Below are 22,295 nucleotides of genomic sequence, written 5' to 3'. Positions count from 1 at the left end.
CGCGTCTTTCCGGGACGGCGGAGGTCAGCCGCCCTGCTCCGTCCTGGCGGCCAGCCGCTGGAGGACGTCGTCGTAGATGCGGGCGAGCCCCTTGGGCGCGAAGGTCCGCTCGAAGAAGCCGCCGATGCCGCCCGCGCCGTTCCAGACCGTGGTCACCGTGACCCGGGCGGTCTTCTCCCCGCTGCCGGGGGTCACCCGCCAGGTGGTCACCATCGAGGAGTTGCGGTCGGTCTCCACCAACTCCCCGTCGGCGGGCTCGGTGACGTCGAGCAGGCAGTCCCGGACGCGCTTGCTGGTCGCCTGGAGCTTCCAGTGCACGAGCGTGCCCTCGCCGTCGCCGCCCTCCTTGACCTCGTACTCGCTGAAGGGGGCGGGGAGCAGTTCGGCCCGGGTCCCGCTGTAGTCGGCGAGCGCGTCGAACACCTCGTCGGGTCCGGCCGCGATCTCCCGCTGCGTGGTCGCTTCGACCTGCGCCATGACTCCTCCTGTGACTGGACGGCCTGTGATCGGGGTGGCCAGCCAATCACCCCCGGGTCGGCTCCCCAAATCGAGCTTGACACTTTCCGTACGAACGCGTGTTCTATTCTGGGACCGGGGAGAGCGACAGTGGAGCAAGAAGGACGCGACACCACCACCGAGGAGGCCGCGCATGCGCTGGGACGAGCTCAAGGACACCGACGAGCACAGCCGGGACGCGGCGCCCGCCCTCTTCGGCGCTTCCGCCGTCACCCGCCGCACCTTCGACACCCCCGAGTTCCGGGGGATGACCTTCCACGAGATCCGGGCCCGCACCCTGGTGAACAAGGTGCCCGGCGCCTCGCGCATGCCGTTCGAATGGACGGTGAACCCCTACCGCGGCTGCTCGCACGCCTGCGTCTACTGCTTCGCCCGCCGGACCCACAGCTACCTGGACCTCGACCCCGGCGAGGGTTTCGACACCCAGATCGTGGTCAAGGTGAACGCACCCGAACTGCTGCGGAAGGAACTCAGCAGCCCCCGCTGGCGGGGCCAGCACATCGCCATGGGCACGAACGTGGACTGCTACCAGCGGGCCGAGGGGCGGTACCGGTTGATGCCGGGCATCCTCACGGCCCTGCGCGACCACGCCAACCCCTTCTCCCTGCTCACCAAGGGCACCCTCGTCCTGCGCGACCTCGACCTGCTGCGCTCGGCCGCGGCTGTCACGGACGTCGGCGTCTCGGTGTCGGTCGGATTCACCGACGAGGAACTGTGGCGCACCGTCGAGCCGGGCACCCCGGCACCGCAGCGGCGGCTGGATGTCGTACGGCGGCTCACGGAGCACGGCATCCCGTGCGGGGTGCTGATGGCACCGGTGATCCCCTTCCTCGGCGACTCCCCCGCACAGCTCCGGACCACGGTGCGGGCGCTGGCCGCCGCCGGGGCGACCTCCGTCACACCGCTCGCGCTGCACCTGCGGCCCGGGGCGCGCGAGTGGTACTTCCGCTGGCTGCACCAGCACCACCCGCGGCTGGTGCGGCACTACGAGGCGCTCTACGCGGACGGTGCGTACGCGCCCAAGTGGTATCAGCGCCGCATCACCCGGCAGGTGCACGAACTCGCCGCCGAGTACGGTGTGGGCCCCGCGGGCCCCGGCACCGCCCGGCGGACGGGGCCGCCCGCTCCGGCGGACGGCGGCAGTGGCGGGGACGGCGACGGCGACGGCGACGGCGACGGCGACGGCGACGGCGACGGCAGCGGGGACGCCCCCGGGGAGCCGGCGGTGGAAAACCGCTGCACTCAGCTCACCCTGCTCTGAGAGCATGCCGGGATGTCATCGCTCACCCACATCACCGCCCCCGAGGGCCTCGCGCCCGGGAACGGCTACAGCCATGTCGTCCTCGGAGAGGGCAGGTTCATCGCCGTCTCCGGCCAGGTGGCGCTCGACGCGGACGGCGAGGTCGTCGGTGCGGGCGACCCCGAGGCACAGGCGGAGCAGGTGTTCGGCAATCTGCGGCGCTGCCTGGAGGCGGCCGGAGCCGGCTTCGGCGACGTCGTGAAGTTCACCTTCTTCGTGACCGACCTGGCCGTCATGCCCGCACTGCGCACCGTGCGCGACCGGTACCTCGACCCCGGGCGGCTCCCCGCGTGCAGCGCCGTGCAGGTCACCGGGCTCGTACGGCCGGAACTGCTCATCGAGATCGAGGCGCTCGCCGTGTCCTCGTCCTGACCCGTCCGCGCCGGGCGCACGGGCACGCCCGCGCGCCGGGCGCGGACGACCGGGCGCCGGAGCACCGGTGCGGAGCGCCAACAGGCTGCGGCGACATCAACCGGCCGGTTCCACGCGCGGCGGGGCGTCGTCGTCGCCGCGCCTGACGGTGCGCGACCGCCGCCCGGGGCGCCAGGTACGGAGGAGCATCTCCTCGCTCTCGACGGTGATGTGCACGACCTCCGCAACCACCGCCCGGAAGAGGTGGAACGCTGCGGGCAGCTCTCCGTCCGGTGCACCGGCGGCCCAGCGGGCGAGTCCGGCCGGATCCGTCACCTCCTCCGCGCGCCCGGAGACCCGGACGTCTCCCCCGCCCATCCCCGTCCCGGAACCGGGGTTGGCGAAGAGCGCGAAGCGCGGGTCGCGCCGCAGATCGAGGGCTTTCCGCGAGTTCGGCATCATCCCCAGCCACAGCTCGCCCTCCCGGAAGTCCGCTTCCAGCCCGGTCAGCCGTGGCGAGCCGTCGGCGCGCAGGGTGGCCAGGACGTGGTGGCGGTACTGCCCGAACCGCCGGCGCACGGTACTCGCGAGACCGGGCTCCGCCTGTTCGAATACGGCCCAGCTCGTACCGGGACCGGAGGAGGCTTCCGTGGCGGTGTGTGTCGTCGTCATGCGCCCACTCTGGCGAGGCAACCGGACATCAGCTGTCGGGTATTCGACGGCGGGCGGAATGAGGCGGCGGGAAAAGGCGGTGCGGCCCCGGGGGCCGTGGGAGCACCCTCGGCACATGTATGTACGGGAGATGACCGAGGACGACATCGAAGCCGTGGCGGAGGTGCGGGTGCGCGGTTGGCGGAGCGCGTACCGGGGGCTGGTGCCGCAACCGTATCTGGACGCGATGTCACCTGCGGCGGAGGCGGCGCGGCGGCGGCGCTTCTTCACGGCCGGCCGCGGAGTGGTGCGGAACCTAATGGCCGCGGACGGAGCCGGAGGCGGGCAGGTCACGGGATGGGCGGCGGCCGGGCCCCGGCGCACCCATGGCGACACCCCGCGCCCCGGGCCGCCCGGCGGTGACGAGGAGCTCTACGCGCTGTACGTCCACCCGGACCACATCGGCACCGGGGTGGGCCGGCTGCTCATGGCGGCGGTGCTGGAGGACGCCGTCGCACGGGGCTGCCCGCGGATGTTCCTGTGGGTGCTGGAGGGCAACTCCCGTGCGCGCCGCTTCTACGAGCGGGCAGGCTTCGCCGCGGACGGGCTCACCTCGGCGTTCGAGGTGGGGGGTGCGAAGGTCCCCGAGGTGCGCTACCTCACCGTCCTCGGCGGGGGCCGGGAGCCGGAAGCGGGGCCCGGACGACGGGACCACGGGTAGGTGTGCCGTCCGCGACGGTCCGGGCCGCCGGGCGCCGGGGACACCGGGGCCGCCGGGGACACAGCCGGCCGGAGCGGGGTCCGGTCCCGCCCCGCGGCGGCTCAGCCGGGGATCCGTGCCAGCGCCGCCTTGGCGGAGGGGGACAGCCGGTGGTGCCGGGCGGCGGCTTCGAGTACGGGGATGGCGCGCTTGTCGCCCAGGGCGCCGAGGCCGACGACGCACGCCTCGGCGATCGGCCAGTAGTGCAGGGGCCCGATCAGGAGGCGCTGGAGCACATTGATCAGGGTGGGCACCGACTCCGGGGCGCGCAGCGCCGTCAGCAGCCGGACCGGGTAGAGCGCGTAGGCGGTGCGCAGTTCGTTGGTGGCCAGGGCCGCCGCGGCTTTGGCCGTGCGGGGGTCGCGCAGCCGTTCCAGGGCCTGGGCGGCGCTGGCGCAGCACACCGGGTCCCGGTAGTTGAGCATGAAGACGAGGGTCTCGAAGGCCCTCCGGTCCCCCGCGCTGCCCAGTGCGAAGGCCGCGATCTCGCGGGCCCACAGGGGCCGTTCGCTCTCCACGAGGACGGCGGCGAGCTGGTCGCGCGCCTCCGTGCTGCGCTGCCTGGCCAGCGTGACCAGGCGTGCGTACTCGACGGGCTCGGCCTCGGGCCGCACACGGTCGATCAGCGTTCGGAACGCGTCGGCCACTCCGGCTCCCCCTTCACATGCTGAGTTCCCCAGCGGTGGAAGTGTTCCTACCCCTGGCTTTATGGTTACCCACGAGTTAAGGTGCTCATCAGAGCGGTATCCCCGCTCAGGCGGTTTGGTGACGCAGCCGCCGAGAGTGACGTCGGTTCGGCAGCGGACCCGGCACGCGCAGGAGCGCGTCGGAGCCGTACGGACCGCCTCGTGACCGGGCCCCGGGACAGGGCCGCGCAGCGGGGCGTGACCGGTAACTCCCCTGCCCCGCGCGTACGTACGCCCACGCGCCCGGTAGTGCACGAAACCCTCACCCTCATCACCCGTGCCCCTGTAGGGGCCAGTGTCACACCCTCTGGAGTCCCCTGATGGACCGTCCTCCGCTGCGCACGATCGCCGTCGTCGGCCTCGGCACGATGGGTACCGGCATCGCCGATATTCTCGCCCGCGCCGGGCGTGAGGTCATCGGCATCGACACGAACGAAGCAGCCGCTCGGCACGCCGTCGCCGCACTGGAGTCCTCCACGGCGCGCTCGGTGGAGCGCGAGCGGATGACGCAGAGCGAGCGCCGGGACGTGCTGGCGCGGTTCCGCACCTTCACCGGTGTCGCGGCGGCTGCCGAGGCGGACCTGGTCATCGAGGTGGTGCCGGAGGACTACGACACCAAGTGCCAGGTGTTCGCCGAGCTGGACACCGTCGTCAAGCCGGACACCGTCCTGGCCACCGGCACCAACGCGCTGTCGGTGACGCGGCTGGCGGCCGACTCCGACCGGCCCGAACGCGTGCTGGGGCTGCACTTCTTCAATCCGGCGCCCGCCATGAAGCTCGTGGAGATCGTCTCCTCGGTGCTCACCTCGCCGCAGGCGATCACCGCGGTCACCGAGCTGGCCCGGGATCTGGGCAAGGATCCCATCGCGGTCGGTGACCGTCCCGGGTTCGTCGCCGACGGGCTGCTGTTCGGATATCTGAACCAGGCCGCCGCGATGTACGAGTCCCGCTACGCCACCCGCGAGGACATCGACTCCGCCATGCAGCTGGGATGCGGTCTGCCGATGGGCCCGCTGGCCCTCCTCGATCTGATCGGGATCGACACCGCACGCACCGTGCTGGCGGCGATGTACGAGCAGTCGCACGACCGGCTGCACGCTCCCGCGCCGATCCTGCGGCAGTTGAGCGAGGCAGGGCTGACCGGCCGCAAGGCGGGCCGCGGCTTCTACACCTACGCGGCGCCCGGCAGCTCAAAGGTGCTGCCCGACGCGCTCACCCCCGACGCGGCGGCCGAGCGCGCGCCGGGCCGTGCCGTCGCGGCGGTGGGTGTCGTGGGTTCGGGAACGATGGCCGGGGGTATCGCGGAGGTCTTCGCCAAGGCCGGCTACCCGACGGTGCTGGCGGCGCGCAGCGAGCAGAAGGCGGCGACCGCCAAGGAGCGCGTCGCCCGGTCACTGGAGCGCTCGGTCCGCAAGGGCCGGATGACGGCCGAGGACCGGGACACCGCACTGGCGCTGATCACCCCGGCCGGTTCGCTGGACGCGCTGGGCGAGGCCGACCTGGTGGTCGAAGCGGTGGCCGAGGACCTGGAGGTCAAACGGCGGTTGTTCGAGCGGCTGGACGCGGTCTGCAAGCAGGGGGCGGTGCTGGCCACCACCACCTCCTCGCTGCCCGTGGTGGCCTGCGCCCGCGCCACGGCCCGGCCGCAGGACGTGATCGGGATGCACTTCTTCAACCCGGCGCCGGCCATGAAGCTGGTCGAGGTGGTCAGCACGGTGCTGACCGACCCGCAGGCCCACACCACCGTCCGCGAGGTGTGCCGGAAGGTCCGCAAGCACCCGGTGGACTGCGGCGACCGCGCGGGCTTCATCGTCAACGCGCTGCTCTTCCCCTACCTGAACAACGCCGTGAAGATGGTCGAGGAGCACTACGCCTCGCTGGACGACATCGACGCGGCGATGAAGCTCGGCGGGGGCTATCCGATGGGACCCTTCGAGCTGCTGGACGTGGTGGGTCTGGACGTCTCGCTGGCGATCGAGCGGGTGCTGCACGAGGAGTTCCGCGATCCCGGGCTGGCGCCCGCGCCGCTGCTGGAGCACTTGGTCGCCGCGGGCTGTCTGGGCAGGAAGACGGGGCGCGGCTTCCGCGAGTACGCACGCCGGTGACCGGCGGTATCGCCGGGTGGGGCGGGCTGTTGGAGCCGTCGGCCGGCGGCCTGCCCCACGGCCCGCCCCCCGACCCCGTCACGGCGTGTAGCGTTCACCACATGCCAGAGCCCGAGAAGAACTCCCGTACGACCGGCCAGCGTGCGAGCGGCGCCGCCACCCAGCGGCTGAGGGTGCGCCGTGAGTTGGCCGCCGCCGCCACGGAGCTCTTCGCCACGAAGGGTTACGAGGCCACCACGGTGGATGAGATCGCGGCCACCGCGGGAGTGGCCCGGCGCACGTTCTTCCGGCACTTCCGCTCCAAGGAAGAGGCGATCTTCCCGGACCACGACGACACCCTCGTGCGCGCGCAGGCCGTGCTGGAGGCCGCGCCCGCGCACGAGCACCCGCTGGACACGGTGTGCCGGGGCATCAAGGAAGTCATGAAGATGTACGCCGCCTCCCCCAAGGGCAGCGTCGAGCGGTACAAACTCACCCGCGAGGTGCCCGCGCTGCGGGAGCGGGAGATCGCCTCGGTGGCGCGGTACGAGCGGCTGTTCACCCGCTATCTGCTGGGCCATTTCGACGAGGAGGCGCACCGCGACGGCGTCAGCGGGTACGACGAGCCGCTGCTCGCGGAGGTGGCCGCCTCGGCGGTGGTCACCGCGCACAACCATGTGCTGCGGCGGTGGCTGCGCTCGGGCGCCGAGGGCGACGTGATGACGCAGCTCGACCACGCCTTCGCGATCGTACGGCGGACGTTCGGCACCGGTTTCGGCGCGCACCGGCCCTCCGGCGAGCAGCCCGCGGCATCCGTGGCGCGCCGGGACGAGGTACTGGTGACCGTCGCCCGCACCGACGCGCCCCTCGGCGAGATCATGTCCACCATCGAACGCGCGCTCTCCCGGGACTGACCGGCCGCCCGCGCCGCGGATCCGGGCCCGGGGCGGCTCCGATGGGGGCCGGCTCCGGCCGGGCGTCACTCCCGGAGAGGGGTTCCGCACCGGCGCGTCCATGGTCGCCAGGCCCCGGCCCGTGGGCGAGGGAGTCGGGTGAATTGCACCCGTGCCCCGCCGCGCGTACCCGCCGCCGGGCCGCCGAGTGGAAACCATGGCGCGAAGGCGACGTGGAGGTGCGGCAGTGTCGATGGCGCCAGGCGGGGAGAAGAGCCCCAGGCAGTGGTTGCGGACCAAGTCCGTCGAAGAGTCGATCATCGACACGGACGACCCCGAGCAGGGGCTGCCCCGCTCGCTGTCGGCGCGCGACCTGACGGTCCTCGGGGTCGGTGTGATCATCGGCACCGGTATCTTCGTGCTGACGGGCCAGGTCGCCAGGACGACGTCCGGTCCGGCGGTGGCCATCTCCTTCGCGGCCGCGGGAGTGGTGTGCACCCTGGCCGCGCTGTGCTATGCGGAGTTCGCCTCCACGGTGCCGGTGGCCGGCTCGGCCTACACCTTCGCGTACGCCTCGCTGGGCGAGCTGCCCGCCTGGATCATCGGCTGGGACCTGGTGCTGGAACTGGCGCTGGGCTGCGCGGTGGTGGCGGTCGGCTGGTCGGGATACGTGCGGTCGCTGCTGGACAGCATCGGCTGGCGGCTTCCCGACTGGCTCTCGGGCACCAGCGACACCGACGGCTTCGGCTTCGACCTGCTGGCCTGCGCCCTGGTCCTGCTGCTGACGGGCATCCTGACGGTCGGTATGAAGCTGTCGGCCCGGGTCACCTCCATCGTTGTGACGATCAAGGTGGGGGTGGTGCTGCTGGTGATCGTCGCCGGGGCGTTCTTCGTCACGGCCGAGAACTACGACCCCTTCATTCCGCCCGCGCAGGGAACCGCGGACTCCACCTCCGGGTTCGCGACACCGCTGATCCAGGTGATGTCCGGCTACGCGCCCACCACGTTCGGCGTGATGGGCATCTTCACCGGCGCCGCTGTCGTCTTCTTCGCGTTCATCGGCTTCGACGTGGTGGCCACGACGGCCGAGGAGACCCGCAATCCGCAGCGCGACATGCCGCGCGGCATCCTGGGCTCGCTGATCGTCTGCACGGTGCTGTACATCGCGGTCTCGATCGTGGTCACCGGGATGCGCAAATACACCGAGCTGACCGTGGACGCTCCGCTGGCCGACGCGTTCAAGGCCGTCGGCGAGCCGTTCTGGGCGGGGCTGATCAGTTTCGGTGCGGCCGTGGGACTGACGACGGTGTGCATGATCCTGCTGCTGGGCCAGTCCCGGGTGTTCTTCGCGATGAGCCGGGACCGGCTGCTGCCGCCGCTGTTCGCCCGGGTGCACCCGCGGTTCGGCACGCCCTACCGGTCGACGGTGCTGCTGGGGGTGCTCGTCGCCGTCGCGGCGGGTTTCATCCGCCTCACGGAGCTGGCCGAACTGGTGAACATCGGGACGCTCTTCGCCTTCGTGGTCGTGGCGGTGGGGGTGATCATCCTGCGGCGCACCAGGCCGGATCTGCCACGTGCCTTCCGCACCCCGCTGGTGCCCGCACTGCCGATCGCCTCGGTGCTGACCTCGCTGTGGCTGATGCTGAACCTGCCCTCGGAGACCTGGGCCCGGTTCGCGGCGTGGATGGCACTGGGGGCCGTGCTCTACGCGGGGTACGGGCGGCGCCGCAGCCGGGTGCGGAAGGGAGCCGAGCCGTCGGCGCATCAGGTGCCCTGACCTGCAAGGCAGGCGTATTTGATCGATCATCGCTCAGATGAGAACGATCCACGCCATGTGAGAATTCACGGCACGCGGTGTCTTGTGTGCTGGCACTGGGTGTCATACGTTGGCAGCAGTCCGGGCGCTGTCCCCGCGGCCGAAACCGTGTGCCCCGGACCGCTCGGCGTCACGAGCGACCGCGCGGCACCCTCGCGCACCAGCAACAGCCGAACCGACGGCGCTGCCTCACCACCGACGTCCCCCGACGGGCTCCTCCGGCCGCAGCCGGAGGCGGCCCCACGCCACGCTCCACGCTTCGCCGGAGGCATACCGTGAACCAGATCCTCGACGCGATCCTCGCGTCCGACACCTCGCCGGACGACTTCGCCGCCCTGCCACTGCCCGAGTCCTACCGGGCCGTGACCGTCCACAAGGACGAGGCCGGAATGTTCGAAGGGCTGGAGGCCCGGGACAAGGACCCGCGCAAGTCGCTGCACCTGGACGAGGTGCCCGTGCCCGAACTGGGCCCGGGCGAGGCCCTGGTGGCCGTGATGGCCTCCTCGGTCAACTACAACTCGGTCTGGACCTCGATCTTCGAGCCGCTGTCCACCTTCGGGTTCCTGGAGCGCTACGGCCGCGTCTCGCCGCTGGCGAAGCGGCACGACCTGCCGTACCACATCATCGGCTCCGACCTGGCGGGCGTCGTGCTGCGCACCGGCGTGGGGGTCAACTCCTGGAAGCCGGGCGACGAGGTGGTCGCGCACTGCCTCTCCGTCGAACTGGAGTCGGCCGACGGGCACAACGACACGATGCTCGACCCGCAGCAGCGGATCTGGGGCTTCGAGACCAACTTCGGCGGACTCGCCGAGATCGCGCTGGTCAAGTCCAACCAGCTGATGCCCAAGCCGGCCCATCTGAGCTGGGAGGAGGCAGCCGCCCCCGGCCTGGTCAACTCCACCGCCTACCGGCAGCTCGTCTCCCGCAACGGCGCCGGGATGAAGCAGGGCGACAACGTCCTCATCTGGGGGGCCAGCGGCGGACTGGGCTCGTACGCCACCCAGTTCGCGCTGGCCGGCGGCGCGAACCCGATCTGCGTGGTCTCCAGCGAGGACAAGGCCGAGATCTGCCGCCGGATGGGCGCCGAGGCCATCATCGACCGCAAGGCCGAGGGCTACCGGTTCTGGAAAGACGAGCACAACCAGGACCCCAAGGAGTGGAAGCGCTTCGGCAAGCGCATCCGCGAACTGACCGGCGGCGAGGACGTGGACATCGTCTTCGAGCACCCGGGGCGGGAGACCTTCGGCGCGAGTGTCTACGTCACCCGCAAGGGCGGCACCATCGTCACCTGCGCCTCCACCTCCGGCTACGAGCACAGCTACGACAACCGGTACCTGTGGATGTCGCTGAAGCGGATCATCGGCTCGCACTTCGCCAACTACCGCGAGGCGTGGGAGGCCAACCGGCTGATAGCCAAGGGCAGGATCCACCCCACGCTCTCCAAGAGCTACCCGCTGGAGGAGACCGGCCAGGCGGCCTACGACGTGCACCGCAACCTGCACCAGGGCAAGGTCGGCGTCCTCGCGCTGGCGCCCGAGGAGGGGCTGGGTGTGCGCGACCACGAGAAGCGGGCCCGGCACCTGGACGCCATCAACACCTTCCGCGACGCCGAAGGCGGGCGGACCGACGGGCACAGCCGGAACGCGTGAGGCCCCCGCGATGACTGATGAACGGGAGCCCAGGAAGCGCGACCGGCCCTGGCTGATGCGGACCTACGCCGGGCACTCCACGGCCGAGGCGTCCAACGAGCTGTACCGGCGCAACCTCGCCAAGGGCCAGACCGGGCTGTCCGTCGCCTTCGACCTGCCCACCCAGACCGGATACGACCCCGACCACGTGCTCGCCCGCGGCGAGGTCGGCCGGGTCGGGGTCCCGGTCTCCCACCTGGGCGACATGCGCAGGCTCTTCGACGGCATCCCGCTGGAGAAGACCAACACCTCCATGACCATCAACGCCACCGCCATGTGGCTGCTGGCGCTCTACCAGGTGGTCGCGGAGGAGCAGGGCGCCGACGTGTCGCAGCTCCAGGGCACCACGCAGAACGACATCGTCAAGGAGTACCTCTCCCGCGGGACGCACGTCTTCCCGCCGGTGCCCTCGCTGCGGCTGACCACCGACATGATCGCCTACACGGTGGCCCGGCTGCCCAAGTGGAACCCGGTCAACATCTGCAGCTACCACCTGCAGGAGGCCGGAGCCACACCGGTGCAGGAGATCTCCTACGCGATGGCCACGGCGATCGCGGTGCTGGACGCCGTCCGGGACAGCGGGCAGGTGCCGGCCGAGGAGTTCGGGCGGGTCGTGGCGCGGATCTCGTTCTTCGTGAACGCGGGCGTCCGGTTCGTCGAGGAGATGTGCAAGATGCGGGCCTTCACCCGCATCTGGGACCGCGTCACCAGCGAGCGCTACGGCATCACCGACCCCAAGCAGCGCCGCTTCCGGTACGGAGTGCAGGTCAACTCGCTGGGGCTGACCGAGGCGCAGCCCGAGAACAACGTCCAGCGCATCGTGCTGGAGATGCTGGCCGTGACCCTCTCCAAGGACGCCAGGGCCCGCGCCGTGCAGCTGCCCGCCTGGAACGAGGCGCTGGGCCTGCCCCGCCCCTGGGACCAGCAGTGGTCACTGCGGGTCCAGCAGGTGCTGGCGCACGAGAGCGACCTGCTGGAGTACGACGACATCTTCGCCGGCTCGCACGTGATCGAGGCGGAGGTGGACAGCCTGGTCGAGCAGTCGCTGGCCGAGATGGCCCGGATCGAGGAGATGGGCGGGGCGATGGCCGCCGTCGAGTCCGGCTACCTCAAGTCGCAGCTCGTCGCCTCGCACGCGGAGCGCCGCGCCCGGATCGAGTCGGGCGAGGAGAAGATCGTCGGCGTCAACTGCTACGAGTCCACCGAGCCGAGCCCGCTCACCGCGGACCTGGACACCGCGATCCTGACGGTGGACCCGGCCGGCGAGGCGGCCACCGTGGCGGCGGTCAAGCGCTGGCGGGAGACCCGGGACGAGCCGTTCTGGCGCGAGGGAAACCGGGAGCCTGGCCTCCACCCCAGCGCGCGGCAGGCCCTCGCCGCACTGCGGGAGGCAGCCGCCGGGGACACCAATCTGATGGAGGCCACCCTGGAGTGCGCCCGCGCCGGGGTCACCACCGGGGAGTGGGCGGGTGCGCTGCGCGAGGTGTTCGGCGAGTTCCGGGCACCGACCGGGGTGAGCTCGGCGCCGGCCGCCGTGAGCGCCGAGGAGGGCTCGGAGCTGGCCGCGGTGCGGCGGAAGGCGGCGGACACCGCGGCGGAGCTGGGGGTCGGCAAGCTGCGGCTGCTGGTGGGCAAGCCGGGGCTGGACGGCCACAGCAACGGCGCCGAGCAGATCGCCGTGCGGGCCCGGGACGCGGGCTTCGAGGTGGTCTACCAAGGCATCAGGCTCACGCCGGAGGAGATCGTCGCGGCGGCCCTCGCCGAGGACGTGCACTGCGTGGGCCTGTCCATCCTCTCCGGGTCGCACGCCGAGCTGGTGCCGGACGTACTGGAGCGGATGCGGAAGGCGGGCGCGGCAGACGTCCCCGTGGTCGTGGGCGGGATCATCCCGTCGGCGGACGCGCGGGCGCTGTGCGAGGCGGGAGTCGCCGCCGTCTTCACCCCGAAGGACTTCGGGATCACCGGGATCATCGGCCGTATCGTCGACGAGATCCGCAGTCAGCACAAGCTCCGAGCGCGCGACGAGCGCGGTGAGCGCGATCAGCGAGAACCACTGGAGGTCACCCCGTGAACAGCGACAACCGGCAGCGAGCGCTCCGCCCGCGCCGTTCCTGCCTGGCGGTGCCGGGCAGCAACCCGCGGTTCCTGGAGAAGGCCCAGGGCCTCCCCGCCGACCAGGTCTTCCTGGATCTGGAGGACGCCTGCGCCCCGCTGGCCAAGCCGGAGGCCCGGCACACCATCGTGAAGTTCCTCAACGAGGGCGACTGGAGCGGCAAGACCCGCGTCGTGCGGGTCAACGACTGGACCACGGAGTGGACCTACCGCGACGTGGTGACCGTCGTGGAGGGCGCCGGCGCCAACCTGGACTGCGTGATGCTGCCCAAGGTGCAGGACGCGGCGCAGGTGCAGGCGCTGGACATGCTGCTGACGCAGATCGAGAAGACGGTCGGCCTGGAGGTCGGCCGGATCGGCATCGAGGCGCAGATCGAGAACGCCAAGGGCCTGGTGAACGTCGACGAGATCGCCGCGGCCTCGCCGCGGATGGAGACCATCGTCTTCGGGCCGGCCGACTTCATGGCGTCCATCAACATGAAGTCGCTGGTCGTGGGCGAGCAGCCGCCCGGCTACCCGGCCGACGCCTATCACTACATCCTGATGCGGATCCTGATGGCGGCCCGCACCCACGACCTCCAGGCGATCGACGGGCCCTATCTGCAGATCCGCGACGTGGACGGCTACCGGGAGGTGGCCCGGCGGGCCGCGGCGCTCGGCTTCGACGGCAAGTGGGTGCTGCACCCGGGCCAGGTCGAGGCGTCCAACGAGATCTTCTCGCCCTCCCAGGAGGACTACGACCACGCGGAGATGATCCTGGACGCGTACGAGTACTGCACCTCCGAGGCCGGCGGCAAGAAGGGTTCGGCGATGCTCGGCGACGAGATGATCGACGAGGCCAGCCGCAAGATGGCGCTGGTCGTCTCCGGCAAGGGCCGCGCGGCGGGCATGCGGCGCACTACTTCCTTCACCCCTCCGGAGGGCTGAGCCATGCAGTTCGGACGTACCTACGAGGAATTCACGGTCGGCGACGTCTACAAGCACTGGCCGGGCAAGACGGTCACCGAGTACGACGACCACATGTTCTGCCTGCTGACCATGAACCACCATCCGCTGCACCTGGACAGCCACTACGCCGAGTCGACCACCGACTTCGGCCGGAACGTGGTGGTGGGCAACTACATCTACTCGCTGCTGCTGGGGATGTCGGTACCGGACGTGTCGGGGAAGGCCATCGCCAACCTGGAGATCGAGTCGCTCAGGCACGTGGCTCCGACCTTCCACGGCGACACGGTCTACGGCGAGACGACGGTGCTGGACAAGACGCCGTCCAGGTCGAAGCACGACCGCGGGATCGTGCACGTCGAGACCAAGGGCTACAAGCAGGACGGCACCCTGGTCTGCGTCTTCCGGCGCAAGGTGATGGTGCCCACCGAGACGTACGTCAACGAGCGCGGCGGGGAGCAGCCGGGCCGCCCCGAGCTGCGGGAGCCGGCGCCGAAGGGCGGTAGGTGAGATGGGCCGGCTGGCGCAGACCGAGGGTCTGACGGAGATACAGCGGGAGATCCTCTCGACGGTGCGCAGCTTCGTCGACAAGGAGATCCTGCCCGTCGCCACGGAGCTGGAGCACAAGGACGAGTACCCCACCGAGATCGTGGAGGGGCTCAAGGAGCTGGGGATCTTCGGTCTGATGATCCCCGAGGAGTACGGCGGGCTGGGTGAGTCGCTGCTCACCTACGCGCTGTGCGTCGAGGAGATCGCCCGCGGCTGGATGAGCGTGTCGGGCATCATCAACACGCACTTCATCGTGGCCTACATGCTCAAGCAGCACGGGACGCAGGAGCAGAAGGACCACTTCCTGCCGAGGATGGCCACCGGTGAGATCCGCGGCGCCTTCTCGATGTCGGAGCCGGGGCTGGGCTCGGATGTCTCGGCCATCACCTCGAAGGGGTCGCCCGCAGCGGACGGTTCCGGGGACTTCCTGCTGAACGGCCAGAAGATGTGGCTGACCAACGGGGGCTCCGCCACCCTGGTGGCGGTGCTGTGCCGGACGGACGAGGGCCATCCGGAGGGAACCGCTCCACACAAGTCGATGACGACGTTCCTGGTGGAGAAGGAGCCCGGTTTCGGCCAGGTCAAGCCCGGGCTCACCGTCCCCGGCAAGATCGACAAAATGGGCTACAAGGGCGTCGACACCACCGAGCTGATCATGGACGACCTGCGCGTTCCGGCCGACCGGGTGCTCGGCGGCACCACCGGGCGCGGCTTCTACCAGATGATGGACGGGGTGGAAGTCGGCCGGGTGAATGTCGCGGCGCGTGGCTGCGGAGTCGCACAGCGTGCTTTCGAGCTCGGTATCGACTACGCACAGCAGCGCCACACGTTTGGGAAGCCCATCGCCGGGCATCAGGCCATTCAGTTCAAACTGGCCGACATGGCCACGAAGGTCGAGGCGGCGCACGCCCTGATGGTGGGTGCCGCGCGCAAGAAGGACTCCGGCCAACGCAACGACCTGGAAGCGGGAATGGCGAAATATCTCGCCTCCGAGTACTGCAAGGAGGTCGTGGAGGACGCCTTCCGCATCCACGGCGGGTACGGTTTCAGCAAGGAATACGAGATCGAGCGACTCTACCGGGAGGCGCCGATGCTCCTGATCGGCGAAGGAACCGCGGAGATCCAGAAAATGATCGTGGGTCGACGGCTCCTGGAGGAGTATCGCAGCCAGGGCTGAATGTCCTTTTCGGGGTGTTTTCTTGACTTTCAAGATCACACCCCGAACCGGGACATCGGCCACGGACTGGCTGGCTGGCTTGCCCAGTTGCCATCAGAAACCGATAGCATCCCGGGAAAGCCGCCGTCCCCCTGTCACCTACGCGGCTCCCTCCGCTACGAAGGTCATTCATGCCCCACAGCCCATCCACCACACCCAGCGGCTCTCCCTCGTCCGGGTCGGCCGGATCCGGCACCTCGCACGGACCCCGGGTCCGCCTCGCGCGCGGCGCCTCGCCGTGGCTCGCGCCGACCGTCGCGACGGCGGCCCTCAGCCTGGCGCGCGCCCGCAGGTCGAAGCGCGCCGCGCTGGTCGCCGTACCCGCGACGGCGCTCGCCGCCGGGATGCTGTGGTTCTTCCGGGACCCGGAGCGGGAGATCGGCCAGGGCCGGGTGATCTCCCCGGCCGACGGCGTGGTGCAGAGCATCATGCCGTGGCAGGACGGCCGCACCCGCGTCGCCATCTTCATGAGCCCGCTGAACGTCCACGTCAACCGCGCCCCGCTCGCGGGCACGGTGACGTCCGTCGAGCACATCCCCGGCGGCTTCGTTCCGGCGTTCAACAAGGAGAGCGAGAACAACGAGCGCGTCGTCTGGCACTTCGAGACCGAGCTGGGCGACATCGAGATGGTCCAGATCGCCGGCGCAGTGGCCCGGCGGATCGTTCCGTACGTGCCCAGCGGCGCCAAGGTGGAGCAGGGTGAGCGCCTCGGGCTGATCAGGTTCGGCTCCCGCGTGGACGTCTACCTTCCCAAGGGTGTCGAGACGGCCGTGGAGGTCGGTCAGACCACGACAGCGGGGGTGACTCGCCTTGACCGTGATTGATCCCGACGCCCAGGCGGCCTGGGCCCCCGGAGCCGAGCGCTCCGCGGACCGCGACGGCTATCCGAACTACGCCGAGTACGCTGAGTACGCCGACGACGACTACGCGGACGACGCCGACGACGAGATGCCGCTCTCGACCCGGCTGTCCATCGCGGACACCCTCACGCTGGGCAACGCGACCTGCGGCTTCATGGCGGTCTACTTCACCACCACCGGCGTCCTCATCCCGCATCTGACGGGCAGCGAGGACGGCGGCATGGCCCGGCACAGCGCCGCCACCGCCGTGGTGCTGATGCTGATGGCCGCCGTCTTCGACCTGTTCGACGGCCTGGTCGCGCGCAAGCTGCGCAGCTCGGCCATGGGCGCCGAGCTGGACAACCTCTCCGACCTGATCAGCTTCGGACTGGCACCGGCCTACTTCGTCGCCGTCTGGGGCATGGTGGCCGACGACGCGCACCAGCGGATCTCCATGGTGGCCGCGATCGTGGTCCTGCTGGCGGTGGTGCTGCGGCTTGCGCGGTTCTCCTGCGTGCCCATGCGGAACGGAATGTTCCAGGGCATGCCGGGGCCGTTCGGCGCCCTGACCGTCGTCTCCGTGGTGCTGCTGGAGCTGCCCTTCGTGCCGACGGCGCTCGGCATCCTCGGCGTCGCCTGGCTGATGGTCAGCCGCGTCGAGTACCCCAAGCCGCGGGGCCGGCTCGCGGTGGCCATGCTGTGCTGGATCGTGCTGAGCATGGGGCTGCTGGCCTCCTGGGCGTTCGACGCCCCCGGAGGCGAGCTGCTCCTGCAGACCGGCTGCGCCCTCCAGGTCGTCCTCGGCGCGGTGATTCCGCTGTTCGCGACCGCGCGCCGGGTCAACGCCTTCCGCGACAACCGCCGCGAAGCGCGGGCCGCCGCGCAGGGCTGACCGGCCGCCGCCCGGGGCTGACAGGGCCCCTTCCCGAGGGACGACGCCAATGAGGGGCCCGCCACGAGACGTGGCGGGCCCCTCACGCGTGTGCAGGGCCCCTCACTCGTATGCCGGGCCTTCCCGTGTCCTCTCGGGCCTCCTCGGGCTCCGGAGGCGACCCGGGGCCCTTGCCAGCGCTTGGGACGGCCGGGGACTCGTCTGCGGGCCTTCTACGCCCTCCGGAGGGCGTAGGAGCGCCTCGGGAGGGACGTTTGCGCGGCCCCCGGGCGGGACCGGGCACGCCGGGGCGCCGCGCGGCCCTGCGGGAGCGCGCCGACCGGGGCACCGGCAGCCCCCGGCAGCCCGCGACCGCCCCGGGGGCGACTGCGGACCCGGAATGCCGCAGCAGCCCCTTCCGGAGACGGCAAGGACTCCGGGGACCGGTCGGCGAGGCTCCCGGTGCCCCACCCGGCGATGACACCGGCAGCGGTCCCCGGCCCCCGCCAGGACGCTGCCGCCCGGGCGCCGGCCTCCGCTGCCGCGCTACAGGCGGTCGGCCGCGAGGCGTTCGCCGAGGGTCTCCAGCAGGGACCCGGCCTCGGCGATGCAGCGCTCGACATCGGACTCGAGGTCGGTGAGCGCGTACGCCTTCTCGATTCCGGCGGCGGCCAGCTCCTTCTTCCCGATGGCGACCCGGCCGCAGACGGCGACCACCGGCTTCCCCGCGTCGCGCGCCGCGGCGGCGACACCGGCGGGTGCCTTCCCGTGCAGCGTCTGCTCGTCCAGCGAGCCCTCCCCGGTGATCACCAGGGAGGCCCGGCCGATGGCGGCCTCGACGCCGAGCTCCTCCATCAGGATCTCGATGCCGGGCCGGAACCGGGCGCGCAGTCCGACGAGCGCGCCGAACCCGATGCCGCCCGCTGCTCCGGCCCCGGGCGAGGCGGCGGCGTCCTGCTCACCGAGGGTCTCGGCGAAGTGGGCGAGCGCGGCGTCCAGCAGCTTCACGTCCTCGTCCGTGGCGCCCTTCTGCGGGCCGTAGACGGCGGCGGCGCCCTTCGGGCCCGTCAGCGGGTTGTCGACGTCGCTGGCCAGGACGACCTCGACGTTCTTCAGCCGCGGGTCCATACCGGACAGATCGGCGGAGACGAGTTCGCGCAGTCCACCGCCGCCCCACGGGATGGAGTCGCCGTCCTCGTCGAGCAGCCGGGCACCCAGCGCGTCGAGCATCCCGGCACCGCCGTCGGTGGTCGCGGAGCCGCCGACGCCGAAGATGATCGTGGTCGCGCCCGCTTCGACGGCGGCCAGCAGCAGCTCGCCCGCGCCGTAGGTGGTGGCCGTCAGCGGCACGAAGACCCCGGGCGGCAGGTGCTGGAGGCCGGCCGCCTCGGCCATCTCCACGACCGCGGTGCCCTCGCGGAGCGCGAAGGCGGCCGTGACGGAGGCGCCGAGGGGTCCGGTCACCTCGACCTCGTGGCGGGTGAAGCCGTTGGCGACCGCCGCCGCGACGGTGCCGTCGCCGCCGTCGGCCACGGGCAGAGCTTCGACGTCCACTTCCGGGCGCGCTTTCCGGATGCCCGCCGTGAGATGCTCTGCGACCTCGACGGCCGTCAGCGATCCCTTGAACTTGTCCGCGGCGATCAGCACGCGCGCCGATGTGGTTCGCGCCGTCGTTGTCATGGTTCTGCCCCTGGGTCTCTCTGTTGTTCGAACAGGCAGTCGCGCCTTGGGGACCCTATCTGTCCGACGCCTCCCCCGACCATGGCGCCATGGCCGCGGGGGCACGTCCCCTCCGCCGCGCACGCGCCGACCCGCACCCTACGCGCCGCGCGGCCGGAGGGCGTACGGTCCCCGGCCTCACCGCTCCCGGCGGAGGCGGCGCCACACGGCCCGGGCGGCGTGATGGCCCGCCATCCCGTGCACTCCGGGGCCGGGCGGGGCGGCGGAGGAGCACAGGTAGACGGACGGGTGCGCGGTCTCGTACGGGACGCGCTTGAGCTTGGGCCGGATCAGCAGCCGCAGTCCGGCGGCCGACCCGCAGGAGATGTCGCCGCCGACGTAGTTGGCGTTGCGTGCGGCGAGCTGCGGCGGCCCCGCGGCGGCCCGGGCCAGCACCCGGTCGCGGAACCCCGGCGCGAAGCGCTCGATCTGGCGTTCCACCGCCTCGGTCGCGTCCCCCTGCCAGTTGTTGGGCAGATGGCCGTAGGCCCAGAAGACGTGCTTGCCCTCCGGGGCCCGGGTGGAATCGGTCAGGCTGGGCTGGGCGGTGATCAGGAACGGCCGCTCGGGGGCGCGGCCGCGCACCACCGCGTCGCGCAGCGCGGTGTCGATGTCCCCCAGGGTCGGCCCGATGTGCACCGTCCCGGCCCGGGCCGCGTCCGGAGAGGTCCACGGCACGGGCCCGTCCAGGGCGTAGTCGAGCTTGAAGACGCCGGCGCCGTAGCGGACGGAGTCGTAGGCGCTGCCCAGCCCGGCGATCCGGGCGAGCGCGGTCGGCGAGGTGTCGAAGACGTAGGCGCGGGCGGGCGGCAGCTCGTCCAGGCGCTTGACCTCGGTGCCGGTGTGGATGGTGCCGCCCAGCGCCCGCAGGTACCCGGCCAGCGCGTCGGAGATCGCCTGCGAGCCGCCGCGCGGGAACGGCCAGCCGACCGCGTGCGCGGCGAGCGCGAAGACCAGGGCCGGTGCCGTCATGAACAGGTTGTTCAGGGGGGCGATGACATGCCCGGCCATGCCCGCGAGCAGCGCCCGCGCCTTCTCGTCCCGGAAGCGCGCCCTGGCCCAGGTGACCGGCTGCAGCCCGGTCAGTCCGAACCGCACGAGCTGGAGCGGGTCGGCGGGGAACCGGCCGTTGAACGCGGAGCCGTAGCCGAAGAAGTCCTCCGCCAGCGTGTTCCACCGGCCGAGATAGGGCCCGACCAGGCGGCGGTAGGCGCCCGCGTCGCGCGGGCCGAGGGAGGCCGCCGTCTGGCCGACCGACCGGGCCAGCACGGCGGCGGTGCCGTCCGGGAACGGGTGCGCCAGCGGGAGTTCGGGGTGCAGCCACTCCAGCCCGTACCGCTCCAGCGGCATCGAGCCGAAGGCGGGTGACCCGGCGCCGGTCGGGTGGACGGCCGAGCAGGGGTCGTGCCGGAAGCCCGGCAGGGTCAGCTCCTCGGTACGGGCCCCGCCGCCGACGGTGCCGCCCGCTTCGAAGACCTCGACCCGGAAGCCGCGCCGGGCCAGTTCCACGGCTGCCGTCAGCCCGTTGGGGCCGGCTCCCACGACGACCGCGTCCCGGATCGATGGCACTTGCGGCTCCCCTCGCCCGACTCGCCGGACCCCGGTCAGCGGGGTCGGCTCCGGTCCTCGCTCTTGTCCCGCAGCAGCCCCACCATACGCCGGGTCGTGTCCGCGTCACGCGCGGCGGTGAACGGCAGCGCGTTGCCTCCCGCCAGGCGGAAGGGCACGCCCTCGACGGTGCTGGCCGCGCCGCCCGCCTCGGCCACCGCCAGCAGCCCCGCGGCATGGTCCCAGGCGGCCTCCCAGGTGTAGGCGACGGCGTCCAGCCGCCCGCGGGCGATGGCGAGGTACTCCAGCCCCGCCGAGCCGGTGGACCGCACCTGCAGCCCCGCGGTGTGCAGCCCGCGCAGCGAGCGCTCCTGCCACTCGTCCGTGTAGTCCGGATGCGAGACGGCGACACGCAGGGGAGCACCCGCCTCGGGGGAACCGGCGTACACCGGCTCCCCGTTGAGCAGCACCCCGCCGCCGCGCCGCACCGTGGCGGCCAGGCCGAGGACCGGCGCCCGGATCCATCCGGCCAGCGTCTCGCCGTGGTGGGCGAGCGCGACCATGGTGCAGAAGCCCTCGCCGCCCGCGACGAACTGGCGCGTGCCGTCGACGGGGTCGATGATCCACACCGGGTCCGGGCCGGTGAGCGCCGTGTAGGAGGCCGGGTCGGCGTGCACCCCCTCCTCGCCGACCACCACGGAGCCGGGCAGCAACCGGCGGAGTGTGTCGCCCAGTTGCCGCTCCGCCTCCCGGTCGGCGACGGTGACCAGGTCGTGGCTGCCGGTCTTGGTGGTGATCTCGTGCTCGGCGAGCTTCCGCCAGCGCGGCATGACCTGCGCGTCCACGGCCTCGCGGACCGCCTGTTCCACCGCTGTCGTCAGCTCGTCGTCGATCACCCCACCATGGAAGCACGCGTCCGCCGGTGCGGAGGCGAACTAGGCTGGCCGCATGGGCGAAGGTGACAGCACGCCACGGAACGGCGAGCCCGGGGGCGGCGCGCCCGGGGTCAGCACGCCGCTGGTGGCGATCCTCAGCGGTGCCGGGATCTCCACCGACTCGGGCATCCCCGACTACCGCGGGCCGCGGGGGGTGTGGCGCACCGATCCGGAGGCCGAGAAGCTGGTCACCTACGACTCCTACATGGAGGACCCCGACATCCGGCGCCGCTCGTGGCGGATGCGCGGCGAGAGCCCGGTGTGGGAGGCAGTCCCCAACGCGGCGCACGAGGCGGTGGCCCGGCTGGAGCGCTCCGGCACCGCGGTACGGGTCATCACCCAGAACGTCGACGGGCTGCACCAGGCAGCGGGAGTTCCGGACCGCAAGGTGCTGGAGCTGCACGGGAACGCCCGTACGGTGCTGTGCACGGAGTGCGGAGCGCGCTCGGCCATGGCGCGGGCGCTGGAGCGGGTCGCGGCGGGCGAGCCGGACCCGCCGTGCGAGGTGTGCGGGGGCGTGCTCAAGTCGGCCACGGTCATGTTCGGGCAGCAGCTCGACGGGGAGGTGCTGGCCGAGGCGGTGGCGGTGGCCCGGGCCTGCGACGTCTTCCTCGCCGTGGGCACCAGTCTCCAGGTGCAGCCCGCCGCGTCGCTGGCCGGGCTGGCGGCCCAGCACGGGGCCCGGCTCGTCATCGTGAACGCCGAGTCCACGCCCTACGACCCGCTCGCTGACGAGGTGGTGCGGGAGCCGATCGGCACCGCTCTGCCCCGGCTGCTGGCCACGCTGCACCGCTGAGGCGGGGCCGCCGCGCCCCG

The 22,295-nt window shown here is 71.9% G+C and carries 20 protein-coding genes; 14 read left to right on the top strand and 6 right to left on the bottom strand.

Annotated elements, in window-relative coordinates:
- Positions 1–24: 24 nt before the first annotated feature.
- The gene (locus tag A949_RS0127625; protein WP_019359297.1) at positions 25–477 is read right to left on the bottom strand and encodes an SRPBCC family protein; all 453 of its coding nucleotides are present in this window, start codon (positions 475–477) and stop codon (positions 25–27) included.
- A 172-nt stretch (positions 478–649) separates the two neighbouring features.
- On the opposite strand from A949_RS0127625, the gene A949_RS0127620 reads away from it, so the two are divergent.
- Complete coding sequence (locus A949_RS0127620) at positions 650–1,777, top strand: Rv2578c family radical SAM protein (RefSeq protein WP_019359296.1); 1,128 nt, start codon at positions 650–652, stop codon at positions 1,775–1,777.
- A gap of 12 nt (positions 1,778–1,789) precedes the next feature.
- Positions 1,790–2,188: a RidA family protein gene (locus A949_RS0127615; RefSeq protein WP_019359295.1), complete on the top strand. Its 399-nt coding sequence runs from the start codon at positions 1,790–1,792 to the stop codon at positions 2,186–2,188.
- A gap of 96 nt (positions 2,189–2,284) precedes the next feature.
- Here the strand turns inward: A949_RS0127615 and A949_RS0127610 are convergent, their stop codons facing one another.
- The gene (locus A949_RS0127610) at positions 2,285–2,839 is read right to left on the bottom strand and encodes a pyridoxamine 5'-phosphate oxidase family protein (protein WP_019359294.1); all 555 of its coding nucleotides are present in this window, start codon (positions 2,837–2,839) and stop codon (positions 2,285–2,287) included.
- A gap of 115 nt (positions 2,840–2,954) precedes the next feature.
- Between A949_RS0127610 and A949_RS0127605 the strand changes: the two genes are divergently transcribed.
- Positions 2,955–3,539, top strand: coding sequence for a GNAT family N-acetyltransferase (locus A949_RS0127605; RefSeq protein ID WP_019359293.1), 585 nt, complete (start codon positions 2,955–2,957; stop codon positions 3,537–3,539).
- A gap of 101 nt (positions 3,540–3,640) precedes the next feature.
- Here the strand turns inward: A949_RS0127605 and A949_RS0127600 are convergent, their stop codons facing one another.
- Complete coding sequence (locus A949_RS0127600; RefSeq protein WP_019359292.1) at positions 3,641–4,225, bottom strand: HEAT repeat domain-containing protein; 585 nt, start codon at positions 4,223–4,225, stop codon at positions 3,641–3,643.
- Positions 4,226–4,584: 359 nt separating this feature from the next.
- On the opposite strand from A949_RS0127600, the gene A949_RS0127595 reads away from it, so the two are divergent.
- The 10 genes from A949_RS0127595 to pssA all read left to right on the top strand — a co-directional run bounded on the left by A949_RS0127595 (position 4,585) and on the right by pssA (position 17,298).
- Positions 4,585–6,369 (top strand): 3-hydroxyacyl-CoA dehydrogenase family protein, encoded by a 1,785-nt coding sequence (locus A949_RS0127595; RefSeq protein WP_019359291.1) that lies wholly within the window; start codon positions 4,585–4,587, stop codon positions 6,367–6,369.
- Between the two features lie 101 nt (positions 6,370–6,470).
- Positions 6,471–7,262: a TetR family transcriptional regulator gene (locus A949_RS0127590; protein WP_051019665.1), complete on the top strand. Its 792-nt coding sequence runs from the start codon at positions 6,471–6,473 to the stop codon at positions 7,260–7,262.
- Positions 7,263–7,494: 232 nt separating this feature from the next.
- Complete coding sequence (locus tag A949_RS0127585; RefSeq protein ID WP_051019660.1) at positions 7,495–9,018, top strand: amino acid permease; 1,524 nt, start codon at positions 7,495–7,497, stop codon at positions 9,016–9,018.
- Between the two features lie 314 nt (positions 9,019–9,332).
- A complete protein-coding gene (gene ccrA / locus A949_RS0127580; RefSeq protein ID WP_019359288.1) occupies positions 9,333–10,706 on the top strand; it encodes a crotonyl-CoA carboxylase/reductase in 1,374 nt (457 codons plus the stop codon).
- A 10-nt stretch (positions 10,707–10,716) separates the two neighbouring features.
- A complete protein-coding gene (locus tag A949_RS34790) occupies positions 10,717–12,816 on the top strand; it encodes a protein meaA (RefSeq protein WP_051019659.1) in 2,100 nt (699 codons plus the stop codon).
- Positions 12,813–13,784, top strand: coding sequence for an HpcH/HpaI aldolase/citrate lyase family protein (locus A949_RS0127570; RefSeq protein ID WP_019359286.1), 972 nt, complete (start codon positions 12,813–12,815; stop codon positions 13,782–13,784). The genes A949_RS34790 and A949_RS0127570 overlap by 4 nt, the downstream gene beginning before the upstream one ends.
- A 3-nt stretch (positions 13,785–13,787) precedes the next feature.
- Positions 13,788–14,312, top strand: coding sequence for a MaoC family dehydratase (locus A949_RS0127565; protein ID WP_019359285.1), 525 nt, complete (start codon positions 13,788–13,790; stop codon positions 14,310–14,312).
- Between the two features lies 1 nt (position 14,313).
- Entirely contained in the window at positions 14,314–15,528 is a 1,215-nt protein-coding gene (locus tag A949_RS0127560; protein WP_019359284.1) for an acyl-CoA dehydrogenase family protein, read from the top strand.
- A gap of 170 nt (positions 15,529–15,698) precedes the next feature.
- Positions 15,699–16,391: a phosphatidylserine decarboxylase gene (locus A949_RS0127555; RefSeq protein WP_019359283.1), complete on the top strand. Its 693-nt coding sequence runs from the start codon at positions 15,699–15,701 to the stop codon at positions 16,389–16,391.
- On the top strand, positions 16,378–17,298 hold the full coding sequence (gene pssA, locus A949_RS0127550) for a CDP-diacylglycerol--serine O-phosphatidyltransferase (RefSeq protein ID WP_019359282.1): 921 nt from the start codon (positions 16,378–16,380) through the stop codon (positions 17,296–17,298). The genes A949_RS0127555 and pssA overlap by 14 nt, the downstream gene beginning before the upstream one ends.
- Positions 17,299–17,823: 525 nt before the next feature.
- Here the strand turns inward: pssA and A949_RS0127545 are convergent.
- The 3 genes from A949_RS0127545 to A949_RS0127535 all read right to left on the bottom strand — a co-directional run bounded on the left by A949_RS0127545 (position 17,824) and on the right by A949_RS0127535 (position 21,440).
- Complete coding sequence (locus A949_RS0127545; protein WP_175488511.1) at positions 17,824–18,957, bottom strand: glycerate kinase; 1,134 nt, start codon at positions 18,955–18,957, stop codon at positions 17,824–17,826.
- A gap of 177 nt (positions 18,958–19,134) precedes the next feature.
- Positions 19,135–20,565: a phytoene desaturase family protein gene (locus A949_RS0127540; RefSeq protein ID WP_019359280.1), complete on the bottom strand. Its 1,431-nt coding sequence runs from the start codon at positions 20,563–20,565 to the stop codon at positions 19,135–19,137.
- Between the two features lie 35 nt (positions 20,566–20,600).
- Complete coding sequence (locus tag A949_RS0127535) at positions 20,601–21,440, bottom strand: inositol monophosphatase family protein (protein ID WP_019359279.1); 840 nt, start codon at positions 21,438–21,440, stop codon at positions 20,601–20,603.
- Positions 21,441–21,492: 52 nt separating this feature from the next.
- On the opposite strand from A949_RS0127535, the gene A949_RS0127530 reads away from it, so the two are divergent.
- Positions 21,493–22,275: an SIR2 family NAD-dependent protein deacylase gene (locus A949_RS0127530; RefSeq protein WP_019359278.1), complete on the top strand. Its 783-nt coding sequence runs from the start codon at positions 21,493–21,495 to the stop codon at positions 22,273–22,275.
- The last annotated feature ends 20 nt before the right edge of the window (positions 22,276–22,295 follow it).

Origin of the sequence: Streptomyces sp. AA1529 (genome assembly GCF_000280905.1) — a bacterium.
GTDB lineage: Bacteria > Actinomycetota > Actinomycetes > Streptomycetales > Streptomycetaceae > Streptomyces.
This window is presented reverse-complemented; position numbering and strand designations above follow the sequence as displayed.

Coding starts and splice junctions, on each gene's coding strand:
- A949_RS0127625 (WP_019359297.1), bottom strand. CDS start 477: ATGGCGCAGGTCGAAGCGACCACGCAGCGGGAGATCGCGGCCGGACCC.
- A949_RS0127620 (WP_019359296.1), top strand. CDS start 650: ATGCGCTGGGACGAGCTCAAGGACACCGACGAGCACAGCCGGGACGCG.
- A949_RS0127615 (WP_019359295.1), top strand. CDS start 1,790: ATGTCATCGCTCACCCACATCACCGCCCCCGAGGGCCTCGCGCCCGGG.
- A949_RS0127610 (WP_019359294.1), bottom strand. CDS start 2,839: ATGACGACGACACACACCGCCACGGAAGCCTCCTCCGGTCCCGGTACG.
- A949_RS0127605 (WP_019359293.1), top strand. CDS start 2,955: ATGTATGTACGGGAGATGACCGAGGACGACATCGAAGCCGTGGCGGAG.
- A949_RS0127595 (WP_019359291.1), top strand. CDS start 4,585: ATGGACCGTCCTCCGCTGCGCACGATCGCCGTCGTCGGCCTCGGCACG.
- A949_RS0127590 (WP_051019665.1), top strand. CDS start 6,471: ATGCCAGAGCCCGAGAAGAACTCCCGTACGACCGGCCAGCGTGCGAGC.
- A949_RS0127585 (WP_051019660.1), top strand. CDS start 7,495: ATGGCGCCAGGCGGGGAGAAGAGCCCCAGGCAGTGGTTGCGGACCAAG.
- A949_RS34790 (WP_051019659.1), top strand. CDS start 10,717: ATGACTGATGAACGGGAGCCCAGGAAGCGCGACCGGCCCTGGCTGATG.
- A949_RS0127565 (WP_019359285.1), top strand. CDS start 13,788: ATGCAGTTCGGACGTACCTACGAGGAATTCACGGTCGGCGACGTCTAC.
- A949_RS0127560 (WP_019359284.1), top strand. CDS start 14,314: ATGGGCCGGCTGGCGCAGACCGAGGGTCTGACGGAGATACAGCGGGAG.
- A949_RS0127555 (WP_019359283.1), top strand. CDS start 15,699: ATGCCCCACAGCCCATCCACCACACCCAGCGGCTCTCCCTCGTCCGGG.
- A949_RS0127545 (WP_175488511.1), bottom strand. CDS start 18,957: ATGACAACGACGGCGCGAACCACATCGGCGCGCGTGCTGATCGCCGCG.
- A949_RS0127530 (WP_019359278.1), top strand. CDS start 21,493: ATGGGCGAAGGTGACAGCACGCCACGGAACGGCGAGCCCGGGGGCGGC.